The following is a 15289-nucleotide window of genomic DNA, read 5'->3' on the forward strand; positions in this document are numbered from 1 at the left end:
CTTTATTTTTTTCTCCATTTTTTCCACAAATAATATAATCCGATACAACCTGCGATTGTCACAATCCACTTCGCTTCATTTGTTCCGTTCATGACTTGGTATGCCGAATATACTTCAATCAATAAGGCCGGTATTTTACCTATTGTACTGGCAATACTGAAGGAGAGTAATGACATTTTCCCTAGAGCTGCAAATAAAGTCACGATACTTGATGGGATGAAAGGTATCAATCGAAACGATAGAACGAGTAGAAAGGCCTCTCTACCTTCTATATAAAGAAGACGCTCTACCTTTGGGTACTTATTTACTTTATCGTGAGTGAACTTTTGAAGGCCCATGCGGTAAATATAAAACGAGATAATAGCCCCTAAGGCCTCACCTGCGATCGAGATGATTGTGCCATTTGTTACACCGAAGAGCTGTATATTAATGGCGGTTAAAAAGATGCTAGGAATAACACCTAAAAGACTAATGATGATGTTAATTAAGATACTAAGTGGAATTGCGATTGAATAGTATTCTGTTAAGAAATTTTGAATCGTTTCAGCCATTGTTTAAAATCCTTTATCTTTTTTTGCATTACACCACATTTCGATTGTATAGGCAAGGGTAAATTTACATAATGTAGGAAATGTTGATAAGAAGGTATTTATATACCTTATATGGGTATTAGGTATATAAAAATAGGGGTATTTTAAGTTATTTTCAAAAAAGTTTAATAACCCTTTGTTTAAAAGGGTTATATGGTTTTATTATCGGTATTTTTATTTGGGAAATAATCATAAAATTTAGGGGGTATATATTAAGAGGGGCGGAAAATAGGGTGTTGGTGAAAGTGTGTAGGAAAATAGATGAAAAAAATGAAAACTGATAGGTTTTTTCGTTGTGAAATTGACTTTTAGTGAAGTTACGATAATAATCATGGAAGAGGTGATATGATGAAACGAATAAGCAGTCTTTTCTTGAGTAGTTTATTGGCACTAATGCTGATCTTAAGTGGATGTGCAGGAAAAGAACAAAAAACAGAGAAACAAACAGGGAATCAATCGACATCAGTAGGAAAAATTAGTGATAATATTTTAGATGAAATGGAAGGACCACCTAAAAATGGTCATACGATTGAAAGACATGTAGGCAAATCAGAAGAAGATTTGAAGAATCGCTTGAAGACAGATAAAGTATCAGCAGCAAGTACATACTATGACAAGGAAACAGCAACGAAAGCTGTAAAAGATAGTTTGAAGCAGCATGATAAGGAAATTCAAGACTGGTTAAAAAATTCTAAAGAGGCTCGTCTCGTATTAAATACAACACATTCATTCCCGGTTGGAAAAACGGTAATAAAGAAAAATATGAGTGTAAAAGACAAGTTGGTAAAAACTGTTACTGTTTTAGCGAGAGATAAGTCAGGAGAATTAGGGTTTAAGATTATTACTTCTTATCCATCTGATAAATAAGAAGGGGGAGTACATTATGTATACGACATTACAATACTTTCTTAAATCGTACTGTACGTTAAGTATTCATGAGGATGAAATAGTAAGCGTGATGGAAGAGTTTATTGAACAAGAAGACGAAGAAATTGTTTTGAAATTACGTGATGAATTAATAAATATGAAGAAAAAGAACGCGTGGGAAGAGGCGTGTGTATTAGCTGCGAAGCAAGGCAATCGTATGTGGTCTTTAGAAGAAACGAAAGACCATCTTGAAACTTTTTTACTATTACTGCAAAAGAAAAAGGCGTGATATAATCACGCCTTTTTCTTTATGCTATTCGGTGGATATTATCTATTCTTTTGGAGCGCTTTTATATACGCTTTTTGAAATTTGTCCATTTGATATTACTTCCCCGTTTTGTGTTACTTTTTTATACGTAACTGCTGTTATTTTATCACTACTTCTACTAATTACTTGAGAAGAGACTTCAACATTTTTACCAGTATTTGTACCGAAAATGCGTGTAGTAATACTACCCCCATTTGAAAATGCTTGAATATAAATATGATTGCCCGTATTATTTTTAAATTTTAAATCTGGACCATAATCTGCTACTGCTGCATCTTGCCCAAGTGGTAAATAATTTACCGGCATAGAATGATTACTTCGAGAAACAATACCTAAATCTGCCCTTAAAGCTGCGCTGTATAATGTACTACTGACTTGGCAAACTCCTCCGCCTGCACTTTGTATTACTTTACCTTGTGAATATACTGCTGCAGATTTGTAACCATGTGCAGCATCAGTTACGCCAACGCGGCCGTTAAAACTAAATGTTTCATCAGGTGCGACAATAACCCCACTTAAAGTATTAGCTGACTTATTTACGTTAAATGATTGATTTCCGTTACGGCCAGCCATTGGAGTAGAATATTCAGCGATGACTTCTTTAATACCCATTTTCTGTATGTCTTCTGTAGAACGTTCGGGTTTTATGAATGTAACTGGCAATGTAACATCTGATTTACCAGTAGTAATCGCTTCGTTTGTTAAACCGTTTAGCTTCCCTTTATCAATTTTTTCTCCGTTTTGACTTTGACTAATATTTACTGTTGGGCCTTCAATACTTAATTCCGCATTAACAGGATTTTTTAATGTTTCATTATATTTATCTTTTATAAAGGTTTCATAAGCTGTTGCATTTAATTGTGGTGTTAATTTATAGTCACGTTTTAATTCACCGTTTTCAGCTTGCTTCCGCATTTTGTAACGATTCATTACGTTTCCTTCTTGTTCTTTAAAGATTTTGTCAATAATATCTTTCTCTTTATAATTTATCCCTAAATCTTTCCATGTGTAAGTTTGTTTATCGTTTTGGAATATGTAGGTAAGGGATTTTTGATCTAATTCAGTTACCTTTTGATTAATAATTGCTTGAATATCGTTCTTATTTTTTCCATCGAGAGAAATACCTTCAAATGTAGTATTTGGTAATGCAGTAGTATTTAATTGATTATTTAATTTGGATACATATTGATATCCCCCAACACCGCCTACACAAAGTAATATGCCCCCAGCAATTGCAGAACCGATCAGTATTTTACTTAGCTTCATTTATTTCCCCCCAGAAATTTATGTATAAATATATGTATTACATTTTTTGTATAAAAATGATGAAAATAACATTATGTACGTACTAGTATACTATTATTTTCACTGTGTGTGTAATGTTTTCATAAAAAATGTTACATCGCTGTAATAATTGTCACTTCTTGTCACAATGTGTATGAAAAATATGTTGAAAAATAAAATAAAAAGGCTGTCTAGAAAGATCTAGCAGCCTTTTTATTATAATTTTTTATGTTCATTTTTATTCGTAACACCGAGATGTTTTTGAAGGGTAGTTGAAATAGTATCGACGCTTTTTTCATTTGGAACGTAATAATAAATACCACCTATATATTTATCTGTACCTTCTACTTGCATTTTTTCCATTTTTAAATTTGAATCCATTGAATTTTTTGTAATTGTCATCATATCATCAAACGTTAAATTGGTTTTTAAATCTTTATCGACAGCGTCTAGTAGGCCACCGATTTTATTAATGGAATTAAGAGATAGTGCCTTTTCAGCAATGGCCTCTAATACAAGCTGTTGTCGTTGGCCACGCATATAATCACTATCGATATGACGAGTTCTAGCTAGCGCCAATGCCTCTTCTCCATTTAAATGTTGACGTCCTTTTTTAAGATGAATTGCATCTGCTTCATCTTTACTATTTTGCTCTGTGAACTCAACTGGAACGTCCACAGTAATACCACCAAGAGAATCAACAATTTTGATAAAGGATTTAAAGTTGAATTTTACATAGTAATCAACTGGAACATCTAAAAAGTTCTCTACCGTATCAATTGTGCTGTCTACACCACCGAATACGTGAGCATGTGTAATTTTATCGTATTTATCACGTGACTTAATGTAGACGCGTGAGTCACGTGGAATGCTTACAAGTTTAACGGATTTATCGTTTTTATTAATTGTTGCAAGTAATAACGCATCTGTTCGAGTTGCTTTTCCGTAACCTTTTTCCCTAATATCACTTTCATCAACACCCATAATTAGTACGGAAATGTTGTCGGTCATAGGTTTAACAGCTTTTTCACGTTTACTGGACTTATCTCCTCGACCTAGTTCAGCATAAGCATTATTTAAGACGGACTTTGCTTTACTGTATATATGGAAGGAGTAGCCTCCTGCTCCAAGTGCTACAATTAGTAATGGAATAAGAAGGAACCAAAGTAAGCGTTTTTTCTTTGAGCGTCCTTTTTTGGCTCGCGTATTGTTGTTCGTGTCGGATTTCATCATTTTTTCTCCTTTAAAACTATCAAAGTGTATACATTTAGAAGTGTATTCAAACACATAAAAAATATTTTACGCTAAATAAAAGCGATTGTACATGTATAAAAAATAGATGTCTTGATTATTTATCCCGCATTAACGGGCAGTAAAACTCCCACCTCAAAGTCCAGCGAATGCAAGGAAGTTAGGTGGGAGTTAACTGCCCGTAAAAGCCCGATTGGTGAAGGCTAATACTCAGAGGGGGCTATCCCCCTCTGAGTAAAGTTTCACTTTATAAGACATCTATTCGTTATTGTGTACAAAAGATAGGGATAAGAAAATGATAAAATTTTACCTAATTACAACATAATGCTTACGATAATTGCAGATAAAATGCTAACGAGAGTAGCTCCATATAGTAATTTAAGGCCAAACCTTGCAACAACGTTTCCTTGTTCCTCGTTTAGTCCTTTTACCGCACCTGAAATAATACCAATGGAAGAAAAATTGGCAAAAGACACGAGGAAAACAGAAATAATACCAACTGTACGGGGAGAAAGGTTATTAGAAATTTTACTAAGATCCATCATTGCGACAAATTCATTCGTTACAAGCTTCGTTGCCATAATGCTGCCAGCTGCGACAATTTCAGAACTTGGTACACCGATAAGGAATGCGATAGGTGCAAATACGTAGCCGATTAATTGTTGGAACGTAATACCGAATATAATGAGGAACAGGTCATTAATACAACTAATTAATGCAACGAATCCAATGAGCATAGCGCCGACAACAATGGCTACACGAAAACCATCAAGAATGTATTCTCCAAGCATTTCAAAAAAGCTTTGTTTTTCACCTTTGATCTCTAAAATATCTTCGTCATCTTTAACGTCGTAAGGGTTAATGATGAGTACGATAATAAAACCGCTAAATAAATTAAGAACGAGTGCGGTTACTACATATTTAGGCTCAATCATTGTCATATAGGCACCTACGATAGACATAGATACGGTTGACATAGCAGAGGCACAAAGTGTATAAAGACGGTGTTTTGGAATTTGAGCTAATTGCTTTTTCACTGTAATAAAAACTTCTGATTGGCCGACAATGGCAGAGGCGATAGCGTTGTAAGATTCTAATTTCCCAAGACCATTTATTTTACTAAGAAAGTACCCAATCCAATGAATGAAAAACGGTAGTATTTTGAAATGTTGTAATATACCAATTAAAACAGAAATAAAGACGATTGGTAATAATACAGTAAGGAAAAATGGCATTTCACCTTTATTTGCAAGACCACCAAATACGAAATTTATTCCATCAGCAGCATACTCGAGTAGCTTGGTAAACAAACTAGAAATGATTCTAATAAGTATGAGGCCGATTTCTGTATTTAATAGTAAATAGGTTAAAATTAACTGTATAATAAGCATGATAAAAATTGGTTTAAATTTAATATGCTTCTTATTATTGCTAGCAATATAAGCGAGCAAGAAAACAACAATTAGTCCGATGAAAAAAGTAATGAATTTCATGGTAAGCCCCCTAAAAGAGATATTCTGCTATATATGTTTTTCATTTCAAGGGAGAATATGCATCTTTGGTAAAGAAAGGAATAGAGAGAGTATGAATATATGTAGAGTGCATCACGTTGCAATTATTTGTTCGAATTATGAGACGTCAAAAAATTTTTATACTAGAATATTGAGATTTAAAGAAATAAATGAAGTATATAGAAAGGAACGAGATTCTTATAAATTAGATTTATGTGTAGGAGAAGAGTATCAAATCGAATTATTTTCATTTCCAAATCCGCCTGAGCGCAAAAGTTTTCCAGAAGCAGCAGGTCTTAGACATTTAGCATTTGCTGTTACAAATATAGAAGAAGCTGTGAAGCATTTAAATCAATGTGGTGTTGAGACAGAATCGATCCGTATTGATGAAATAACGGGGAAGAAATTCGTCTTTTTCCAAGATCCCGATGGTTTACCTTTAGAATTGTATGAGGTTTGAAAATTGGTTGATTTTATATAGAGTTGCTTTCAAATAATTGAAGAAACTAAAGTGAAACTTCTTTTTAAAAGGAGGTGTAACTTTAGCTAAGAAAGCTAAAGGACATATGTGGATATTTTAAAATTATTGATGGTAGTCATTCTTATTGGGTTAACAGCATTTTTTGTGGCTGTTGAATTTGCAATTATTAAGGTACGTAGCAGTCGTATTGATCAACTCGTTAGCGAAAAAAGACGAGGTGCACTGGCAGCTAAAAAGGTAACTTCAAATTTAGATGAATATTTATCGGCCTGTCAGCTAGGTATTACAATTACTGCTTTAGGGCTCGGGTGGTTAGGGGAACCAACCATTAAACATTTACTCGAGCCGTTGTTTTTAAAATTAAAATTCTCACCTGCGATTTCTAGTACAGTTTCATTTATTATTGCCTTTGCAGTAATTACATTTTTACATGTTGTCATTGGGGAGCTTGCTCCAAAGACATTTGCTATACAAAAAGCAGAACAAGTTAGCTTATTGTTATCGAAACCACTTATTTATTTTTACCGAGTTATGTATCCGTTTATTTGGGCTTTGAATGGTTCAGCGAGGGTTGTAACTGGCTTATTCGGATTACATCCAGCTTCTGAACATGAAGTAGCTCATTCAGAAGAAGAATTAAGGTTAATCTTATCTGAGAGCTATGAGAGCGGAGAGATTAACCAAAGGGAATTTAAATATGTAAATAATATTTTTGAATTTGATAATAGAGTAGCAAAAGAAATTATGGTACCTCGTACGGAAGTTGTAGGCTTATATGAGGACGAACCATTTGAAACACATATTAAAGTAATCGCACAAGAAAAGTACACGAGATATCCTGTATTTGGTGAAGATAAAGATGAAATTATTGGGATGGTTAATGTAAAAGATTTATTTATTCGTTATATGGATGGTAATCGGGACGAAGAGTGCTCGATTATGCCATATACAAGGCCAGTTATTGAAGTGCTAGAAAATATTCCAATTCATGATTTACTATTACAAATGCAAAGAAAACACATTCCATTAGCTGTATTGTATGATGAATATGGTGGTACAGCAGGGATTGTTACACTAGAGGATATTTTAGAAGAAATTGTTGGAGAAATTCGAGATGAATACGATGAAGATGAACACCCGCCTATAGAGCATGTAAGTGAAGGGTATAAAATTGTAGAGGGAAAAGTGCTTATTAGTGAAGTAAATGATTTGCTTGGCATACATTTAATTGCTGATGATGTAGATACAATTGGTGGCTGGATTATGGTACAAAAACAAATCGTTGCTGAAGGAGATCTTATTGAGAAACACGGTTTTTATTTTAAAGTCCTTGAAAAGGATATGCATCAAATTAAACGAGTGGAAATAAGGAAAGTAGAAGAATGATTTTCTATAAACTTTAATAAAAAGGATATGCAGAAAAATAAATGTTTGCGCTTTCAAAAAAGGTGCTATATAGTGAAGGTGGATACTGAAAAATTCTTCTGAATGATACTCGTGTTTTTAGAGGGCGGATTTTTTGGATAAGGATTTAGAATGAAAAAGTATAGGTGATAAAAATGATAGCAACGAAGGATATACGTATAGAAAAAGATTTTTTAGGTGAAAAAGAAGTACCAGGTGCAGCTTATTATGGTGTACAAACATTACGTGCCGTAGAAAACTTCCCAATTACAGGATACCGCATTCATCCATCACTCATTACAGCAATGGCAATTGTGAAAAAAGCGGCGGCACTTGCGAATATAGATACTGGTTATTTAGCTAAGGACATTGGACATGAAATTGCAGAAGCAGCGCAAGAAATTGTTGATGGAAAGTTTCATGATCAATTTATTGTGGATCCTATTCAAGGCGGAGCCGGAACTTCTATTAATATGAATACAAATGAAGTAATTGCGAATAGAGCGTTAGAACGTATTGGATATGAAAAAGGGGAATATGCGAAAATTAGCCCAAATACTCATGTGAACATGGCCCAATCAACGAACGATGCGTTTCCAACAGGGATTCATATTGCAACTCTTATGATGTTAGAAGAGCTTCTTATTACAATGGAAGAACTTCATTCTGCTTTTCGTAAAAAAGCAAAAGAGTTTGATCACGTTATTAAAATGGGACGCACACATTTACAAGATGCAGTTCCAATTCGCCTTGGACAAGAATTTGAAGCGTATAGCCGAGTGCTTGAACGTGATATAAAAAGAATTAAACAGTCTCGTCAACATTTATATGAAGTGAATATGGGGGCGACAGCTGTTGGTACAGGATTAAATGCAAATCCTACGTATATTGAACAAGTAGTAAAACATTTAAGAACGTTTAGTGGATTCCCACTTGTTGGTGCAGAGCATTTAGTTGATGCAACGCAAAATACAGATGCATACACAGAAGTATCTGCAGCACTTAAAGTATGTATGATGAATATGTCTAAAATTGCAAACGATCTTCGTATTATGGCTTCTGGACCACGTGTTGGGTTAGCTGAAATTCAATTGCCAGCACGTCAGCCAGGTTCATCTATTATGCCAGGTAAAGTAAATCCAGTTATGGCAGAAGTAATTAACCAAGTCGCATTCCAAGTAATCGGAAACGATCATACAATTTGCTTAGCATCAGAAGCAGGGCAATTAGAGTTAAATGTAATGGAGCCTGTGCTTGTATTTAATTTAATTCAATCTATCAGTATTATGAATAACGGATTCCGTGTATTCCGTGAATATTGTATTGAAGGAATTACAGCAAATGAAGAATTGCTGAAGCAATATGTTGAGAAAAGTGTTGGAATTATTACAGCAGTTAATCCTCATATTGGTTATGAAGCAGCATCTCGCATTGCACGTGAAGCAATTGAAACAGGAAAATCTGTTAGGGAGTTATGTTTAGAGCATGGTGTACTGACAGAAGAGGAATTGGATATTATTTTAGATCCATTTGAAATGACACATCCTGAAATTGCTGGAGCTTCTTTATTAAAAAATAAAAAAATGTAATGTGAAAAACACCGATCCATTTGGATCGGTGTTTTATTTTTAAAAGATATTAAATACAGCGTTTAATTGAAGTAAGCTAATAACAGCTAAGAAGATTAAACTGTATTTCATTGCTGTTTTAAATAGAGCAGATTCTTTACCAACTAGTCCAACTGCGGCACAAGCAACTGCTACAGATTGTGGTGAAACCATTTTTGCCATTGTACCACCTACTACGTTTAAGGCAACGAGTGTAGAAGGAACGATGTTTAACTGGTCTGCTGTTACTGCTTGAAGTGGTGCGAATAAAGAACCACTTGAAACTACTGAACCTGTAATGAATACGCCAATCCATCCTAAGATTGGAGAAAGAACTGGGAATGCATTACCAGTAGAAGAGAATGCAAGTCCAAGTGTAGATGACATACCAGAGTAGTTCTCTACGTAAGCTAAAGCGATAACGCTACAAATTGTATATACTGGAGCTTTTAATTCTTTCATTGTTTCAATCATTAATTCTTTAACCATTTTACCTTTTACGCGGTAAACGATAAGTGAAACGATAATTGCTAGTACAATCGCAGTAGTTGTAGAAGAGAATACATCAAATTTGAAAACAGCTGCGAAAGGTGTATCAGCTTTTGTAATTGGTGTAGTTTTCATAACAGCATTATGAAGACCAGGGAACTGAATGTTAAATACTAAGTTTGCTAAAGCACCATCTGGAGCAAATAAAGCTTTAATCGGTTTTAAGTTAAAGATTGTTACAAATGCAGTTAAGAATACGAATGGAGACCAAGCATATAAAATTTGATTGAATGTATGTGATACTTTAGTTTCTTGTTTTTCTTCTTTAGTAGAAGATTTTGGTTGCCAAACACGTAAGAATAATGCAAGAGCAATCATACTTACAACGGCTGCGAAAATGTTAGTAAGTTCTGCACCTAAGAAGTAAGTTACAAGGAACTGAGTAATTGCGAAAGAAACACCACTTACAAGAATACCTTGCCAAGTTTCTTTAATACCTTTAATTCCATCGACCATTGAAACAAGTAAGAAAGGTAAGATAATACTAATGAAAGGTAAAATAAGAACAGTTTGACGACCAATAGTTAATGCGTCAAGTTCAGTTAATTGTGCTGGTACTGTAACTGGAATACCCATAGCACCCATAGCACCACCAGCAATATTAGCTACTAAACAAATACCTGCTGCTTTTAATGGATTAAAGCCCATACCGACAAGTAGTGCAGCTGTAATAGCAACTGGAACCCCTAGACCAGCTGCGCCTTCTAAGAAAGCACCGAAAGAATAAGCGATTAATAATACTTGTAAACGTTGATCATTTGTAATGCTTGAAATACTATCGCGAATAATATTGAATTGCTCTGTTTTAACAGTTAATTTGTAAAGGAAAATTGCGGCAATAACGATAGTACAAATTGGATAAAATCCAGATAAAACACCGAATCCGGCAGATGCTACAGCTACTGTTGCTGGCATTTTATAAACAAATATTGCAAGGATAATAGCGACAATCACACTATAAAGACCAGCCATGTAGCTTTTCATTTTGAATCCCATTAAACAAATGATGAAACAAAAGATTGGAAGTGCTGCGATTAGTGCAGATAACCAAATATTGTTTAATGGGTCATAAATTTGTGTCCAAGTACTCATAATAATGACAACTCCTATCTATTATATGTGAAGAAATTCACATTATTTGTGAAACTATTCACAATCAACTTACATGCTTAGTATATTCTCCTTCAACACTATTGTCAACGTAAAAAAGTATAATTATTCCATAATAGTGTTAAAAGAAAAGCTTTGTTCATAAAGTAGACAAAAAGCACACTTAAATGAATTTAAGTGTGCTGTATAAATTATTTGCATATTATTTTGCTTATTCAGATGGCATGTTTCCTATAGGTGTATATTAGATGCCGTATTTTATATAGAGTATAAAGTTTGATATATGCCACTTATCTGTCCTGTTTGATCTAGTGAGGGAGGAACGGTGAGTGGATTTAATAGGAAGTCTTTCACAACAATCCAACCGCTTGCAATACGAATAAAAAATAAGAAACAAATTTTTAATACCATATCATCTCTTTTTACTGAAAATTCCTTTTAGCGTAACAAAGAGGTTAAGTATAGTTCAACTACATTACGAAAGGTTATCAATTATAGACGATATTTTACAATACCGTTACTGTGCATTTCAATGAGGTGAAAATATAACAAAAAGCCTGATAAAACAACGTTTGCAAGCAAAGTATTCGTAGGCCATTATTTTGCTTTTTCGTTATATCATATAGTATAATATTCAAAATCAGCAAGGATTTTTTCCTGAATTTTTGCTGATGAAGATGGAAAAATTTTTCGGCTTTATAGGTTGATAAAGTTATGTCGTAACAGGAAATATAAGAACAGATATATAAATAAATAAAAAGAACATAAAAACGCAAATAAAAACGCAAATAAAAACGAAAATGAGGGGAACTTTATGAGCCAAAATCAATTCGAATGTCGTATTTCAGAAGAAGATGTACAAATGTTAAGAGCGTTAGCTCACCCACTTCGTCTACGTCTAGTAATGGAACTTATGCAAAGAGGAACATGTAATGTAACACAACTACAGGAAGTATTAGAAATTCCGCAATCAACGGTTTCACAACATTTAACGAAGTTAAAGCAAAATAAAGTAGTGCGCTTTGAAAGACGAGGCTTAGAAGTGTATTACCAAATCCATAATGATAAAGTAAGTGCGGTAGTAAAAACATTATTTTCTTAAAATTTGAATATTATGGAAAAAGACGTGTGGAATATACGTCTTTTTTTATTTGTCAGAAAGGTAGCGAGAGAGTAAATATTAGCATGTGAGGAAGAAATGACTATCAATCAACATGCTGCTTTACGGAATATATTCTAAAAGGAAAAGAAAAAATAGAAAGGAGTGTAGTAAGCAAAAGGAGGGATATTAGTATGGATGTGAAACGTGTGAAACAAATCTTATCTTCTTCAAGTAGAATTGACGTTACATATGAGGGCGTACCAGTATGGATTGAGAGCTGTGATGAGCAGAAGGGGAGTGCTCAAGTGTATGATATATCTAATCCTGGTGAGAGCGTTCATGTGGACGTGACAGCTTTAGAGGAGAAATAATAAAAAAGACGCTTCTAATTTTAGAAGCGTCTTTTTGTGTGTTATTCCATCATACTCGCAACTTTTTTAGAGAAGAGAAGGAGTACAAGTCCTAAGACGATAACGATAATACCGATACTTGCAAATACTTCAAGGTATCCTAATGATTGTGTAAAGGAAGCAAGTTTACCTGCTAACCAGTTAGCCATACCCGTACCAGCTAACCATACCCCCATTAGTAATGATGCTAATTTTACAGGAGCGATTGCACTTACCATTGATAGACCGATTGGTGATAAGAATAACTCACCAATTGTATGGAAGAGATAAGTGATAACGATGAATAATAAATTCGCTTTTACAGTTATATCTGCTTCACTACTTCCAGTTTTTAGAACTGCTAATGTTAAAACAAGATAACCTATACCTAGTAAAATCATACCAAATGCCATTTTTGTTGGCACGTTTAAATCACCGCGTTTTGTTTTAGAAAGTTTTAACCATAGCATAGATACAAATGGTGCAAGTAGTACGATGAATGCTGGATTAACGGATTGGAACCAAGATGTTGGAACTTCCCAACCGAAAATTGTACGATCTACAAATTTATTTGTATAAAGTGTTAAAGAACTACCAGCTTGTTCAAATCCTGCCCAGAAGAATACTACGAAACAAGTTAAAATTACAATTGCCCAAGTACGGTTTTTCTCTTGTTTTGTTAAAGGTTTCTTTTCGATTACAGGTTGATCTTTTGATTTTTTACCAACAACTGTTGTTCCTGCTTTACCAAGGTAACGAGGAGCTAATAAGTTGAAAACAATTTGTCCAATAATCATACCGATACAAGCTGCTAAGAATCCGTATTTATATCCCATTACAATAACGCCATTAGCGCTTGTTTTAAAGAAATCTTCTGCTAAAAATCCACAAATAAGTGGAGCAAAGAAAGCACCTACGTTAATACCCATATAGAAGATAGTAAATGCACTGTCACGACGTGAATCATTTTCGCCATACAATTCACCTAACAGTGTAGAAATATTTGGTTTGAAGAATCCATTACCAATAACTAATAGTATTAATCCAAGGAATAGTCCTGTTTTTGTATTCATTGAGAATAGTACAAAATTGCCGATTGCCATAATGATTCCGCCGAGAGTAATGGCATGACGTCTTGTGATATAATGATCCGTTAGCCATCCGCCTATAATTGGCATGAAATATACTGCCGCTGTAAAAGTACCATATAATTGCACTGCGACTGCCTTATCAAATCCTAACCCGCCACTAACAGCAGCAGTTGTTAAATAAAGAACTAAAAGGCCACGCATTCCATAATAACTAAATCTTTCCCACATTTCTGTTAAGAACAACAAGTACAACCCTGGTGGATGTTTTTTTTGTGATTGTTGCTCTCCAGCTTTGTCTAATTTTAAAGCTGCATCCATTTTTGTTTCCCCCTAATCCTGTATAACGGATATTTATGTAATCATTTTAATTTACAAAATATTTAGAAGTCAATAGAATTATATGGAAATAGAAAGAAAATTTCTAAAAAAGTTCTATTTTTCTTCAACCGTTACTGTATTTTGCCCTGAAAACGAGATGATAAGCGTTTTCAAATGTAATAATTGAATTCTAAAATAAAATAAAATAGTGATTAATCAGAAAATTTAGATTAAAACATCTATTCTGATATAGAGAAAATATATTCTATTTACTTTTATAATATAACATATTGGGAATAAAAATACAAAATGAAATAATGTGACACTTCAGTGAAATAGAAAATAGCCAGCACCATAGGAGGGTGCTGGCTAGAGATGTATTATTTAACAAAGCGCTTTTCGATGTCATCTAGTAATAGGTTAGCAGCCATTACACCGCCAGCTGTATTCCAAATAACATCGTCGACTTTGTATGCTTTACCATTTTTTACGGCATTTAAATTTTTAAATAGAGGATCGTTTATATATTCTTTTTCTAGTTCAGATCCTTTTTTCTCATTTCCTTTATCGAATGTGAAGTAGAATAATACGTCACCATCCATAGCAGAAATACGCTCTTTAGATACGTTACGCTCTGCAAAATCATCTTTGTTTTGATCTCCAGGACGTTTAAATCCAAGTTCTTTTAAAATAACACCAGAGAATGTATCGCCATGATAAATACGAACATCACCAGGCATGAAACGAACCATAGAGATTTCTTGATTTACTTTATCGCCAAGTTTGCCTTTTAAATCTTTCATACGTGATTCGTAATCAGCTACAACTTTTTGACCTTCTTTTTCTTTATTTAATGCTTTTGCATAAAATTTGAAGTTATCTTTCCATTCCCCACGTAATGTTTCTGAGAACACAGTAGGTGCAATTGCTTTTAGTTGTTCGTACACTTTTTCGTGACGCATTTTGTTACCGATAATTAAGTCTGGTTTTAAAGAAGCAATTGTTTCAACGTTAACTTGTCCTTCATCACCAACAACTTTTACATCTTTCATTTTATCCTTAATATGTGGATACCATGGGTCACCAGTCCAAGACTTTACAGCACCAACTGGTTTCACACCTAATTCAAGTAAAGCTTCAGTTCCTTCATTTGTTAAGATAACTACACGTTTTGGATTAGCAGGAACTTCTGTTTTACCCATTGCATGTTCTACAGTAACCACTTCTTTTTTATTATCTTCTTTTGTAGATTCTTCTTTGTTATTTGCTTTTCCACAAGCGCTTAAAAGCATTGAAAATGCTAGTAAAAATACAAATACTGTAAACGATTTTTTCCGCATGAAATTCATTATGTACCCCCTACATGTTGAGAATATTTTTCAATAGCAAGCATGATATTAAGCCTTT

Annotated in this window: 14 protein-coding genes; 7 read left to right on the forward strand and 7 right to left on the reverse strand. The window is 34.0% G+C overall.

The features are described from left to right. Positions 1-2: 2 nt before the first annotated feature. Entirely contained in the window at positions 3-551 is a 549-nt protein-coding gene (locus MR170_RS08630) for a TVP38/TMEM64 family protein (protein ID WP_242307949.1), read from the reverse strand. A gap of 387 nt (positions 552-938) precedes the next feature. Here MR170_RS08630 and MR170_RS08635 point away from each other — a divergent pair, with 387 nt between their 5' ends. Further along, entirely contained in the window at positions 939-1457 is a 519-nt protein-coding gene (locus MR170_RS08635) for an RNase A-like domain-containing lipoprotein (RefSeq protein ID WP_242307951.1), read from the forward strand. A 16-nt stretch (positions 1458-1473) separates the two neighbouring features. Beyond that, entirely contained in the window at positions 1474-1746 is a 273-nt protein-coding gene (locus MR170_RS08640; protein WP_000288803.1) for a hypothetical protein, read from the forward strand. Positions 1747-1788: 42 nt separating this feature from the next. Here the strand turns inward: MR170_RS08640 and MR170_RS08645 are convergent, their stop codons facing one another. From MR170_RS08645 to MR170_RS08655, 3 genes are all read right to left on the reverse strand, one after another. Next, a complete protein-coding gene (locus MR170_RS08645; RefSeq protein ID WP_043935527.1) occupies positions 1789-3051 on the reverse strand; it encodes a VanW family protein in 1263 nt (420 codons plus the stop codon). Positions 3052-3285: 234 nt separating this feature from the next. After that, on the reverse strand, positions 3286-4302 hold the full coding sequence (locus tag MR170_RS08650; protein WP_002163841.1) for an LCP family protein: 1017 nt from the start codon (positions 4300-4302) through the stop codon (positions 3286-3288). Between the two features lie 332 nt (positions 4303-4634). Continuing rightward, positions 4635-5813 carry a NupC/NupG family nucleoside CNT transporter gene (locus MR170_RS08655; RefSeq protein ID WP_016083566.1) on the reverse strand — a complete coding sequence of 393 codons (1179 nt, stop codon included), beginning with the start codon at positions 5811-5813 and terminating at the stop codon, positions 4635-4637. 91 nt (positions 5814-5904) lie between these two features. Between MR170_RS08655 and gloA2 the strand changes: the two genes are divergently transcribed. From gloA2 to aspA, 3 genes are all read left to right on the forward strand, one after another. Beyond that, the gene (gene gloA2 / locus MR170_RS08660) at positions 5905-6291 is read left to right on the forward strand and encodes an SMU1112c/YaeR family gloxylase I-like metalloprotein (RefSeq protein ID WP_043935526.1); all 387 of its coding nucleotides are present in this window, start codon (positions 5905-5907) and stop codon (positions 6289-6291) included. Positions 6292-6399: 108 nt separating this feature from the next. Beyond that, positions 6400-7698: a hemolysin family protein gene (locus MR170_RS08665; RefSeq protein WP_043935525.1), complete on the forward strand. Its 1299-nt coding sequence runs from the start codon at positions 6400-6402 to the stop codon at positions 7696-7698. Positions 7699-7871: 173 nt separating this feature from the next. Continuing rightward, entirely contained in the window at positions 7872-9305 is a 1434-nt protein-coding gene (aspA, locus tag MR170_RS08670; RefSeq protein WP_043935524.1) for an aspartate ammonia-lyase, read from the forward strand. A 39-nt stretch (positions 9306-9344) separates the two neighbouring features. Here aspA and MR170_RS08675 read toward each other — a convergent pair whose 3' ends face one another. Beyond that, positions 9345-10964, reverse strand: a complete 1620-nt coding sequence (locus tag MR170_RS08675) for an L-lactate permease (protein ID WP_016083562.1) — start codon at positions 10962-10964, stop codon at positions 9345-9347. Between the two features lie 832 nt (positions 10965-11796). On the opposite strand from MR170_RS08675, the gene MR170_RS08680 reads away from it, so the two are divergent. Both MR170_RS08680 and MR170_RS08685 read left to right on the forward strand, forming a co-directional pair. Continuing rightward, entirely contained in the window at positions 11797-12084 is a 288-nt protein-coding gene (locus tag MR170_RS08680; RefSeq protein ID WP_000081428.1) for an ArsR/SmtB family transcription factor, read from the forward strand. Positions 12085-12275: 191 nt separating this feature from the next. Continuing rightward, complete coding sequence (locus MR170_RS08685; protein WP_043936520.1) at positions 12276-12455, forward strand: acid-soluble spore protein H; 180 nt, start codon at positions 12276-12278, stop codon at positions 12453-12455. A gap of 41 nt (positions 12456-12496) precedes the next feature. Here the strand turns inward: MR170_RS08685 and MR170_RS08690 are convergent, their stop codons facing one another. Beyond that, a complete protein-coding gene (locus MR170_RS08690) occupies positions 12497-13882 on the reverse strand; it encodes a peptide MFS transporter (protein WP_043936519.1) in 1386 nt (461 codons plus the stop codon). 380 nt (positions 13883-14262) lie between these two features. Beyond that, positions 14263-15231, reverse strand: coding sequence for an ABC transporter substrate-binding protein (locus MR170_RS08695; RefSeq protein ID WP_043936518.1), 969 nt, complete (start codon positions 15229-15231; stop codon positions 14263-14265). Positions 15232-15289 lie beyond the last annotated feature (58 nt).

Source organism: Bacillus cereus group sp. BfR-BA-01524 (assembly GCF_022662595.1).
GTDB classification, from domain to species: domain Bacteria; phylum Bacillota; class Bacilli; order Bacillales; family Bacillaceae_G; genus Bacillus_A; species Bacillus_A thuringiensis_S.

What these genes read in the sequence shown, in the direction of transcription:
- MR170_RS08630 (WP_242307949.1), bottom strand. Translation starts at nt 551, where the DNA reads ATGGCTGAAACGATTCAAAATTTCTTAACAGAATACTATTCAATCGCA.
- MR170_RS08635 (WP_242307951.1), top strand. Translation starts at nt 939, where the DNA reads ATGAAACGAATAAGCAGTCTTTTCTTGAGTAGTTTATTGGCACTAATG.
- MR170_RS08640 (WP_000288803.1), top strand. Translation starts at nt 1,474, where the DNA reads ATGTATACGACATTACAATACTTTCTTAAATCGTACTGTACGTTAAGT.
- MR170_RS08645 (WP_043935527.1), bottom strand. Translation starts at nt 3,051, where the DNA reads ATGAAGCTAAGTAAAATACTGATCGGTTCTGCAATTGCTGGGGGCATA.
- MR170_RS08650 (WP_002163841.1), bottom strand. Translation starts at nt 4,302, where the DNA reads ATGATGAAATCCGACACGAACAACAATACGCGAGCCAAAAAAGGACGC.
- MR170_RS08655 (WP_016083566.1), bottom strand. Translation starts at nt 5,813, where the DNA reads ATGAAATTCATTACTTTTTTCATCGGACTAATTGTTGTTTTCTTGCTC.
- gloA2 (WP_043935526.1), top strand. Translation starts at nt 5,905, where the DNA reads ATGAATATATGTAGAGTGCATCACGTTGCAATTATTTGTTCGAATTAT.
- aspA (WP_043935524.1), top strand. Translation starts at nt 7,872, where the DNA reads ATGATAGCAACGAAGGATATACGTATAGAAAAAGATTTTTTAGGTGAA.
- MR170_RS08675 (WP_016083562.1), bottom strand. Translation starts at nt 10,964, where the DNA reads ATGAGTACTTGGACACAAATTTATGACCCATTAAACAATATTTGGTTA.
- MR170_RS08680 (WP_000081428.1), top strand. Translation starts at nt 11,797, where the DNA reads ATGAGCCAAAATCAATTCGAATGTCGTATTTCAGAAGAAGATGTACAA.
- MR170_RS08685 (WP_043936520.1), top strand. Translation starts at nt 12,276, where the DNA reads ATGGATGTGAAACGTGTGAAACAAATCTTATCTTCTTCAAGTAGAATT.
- MR170_RS08690 (WP_043936519.1), bottom strand. Translation starts at nt 13,882, where the DNA reads ATGGATGCAGCTTTAAAATTAGACAAAGCTGGAGAGCAACAATCACAA.
- MR170_RS08695 (WP_043936518.1), bottom strand. Translation starts at nt 15,231, where the DNA reads ATGAATTTCATGCGGAAAAAATCGTTTACAGTATTTGTATTTTTACTA.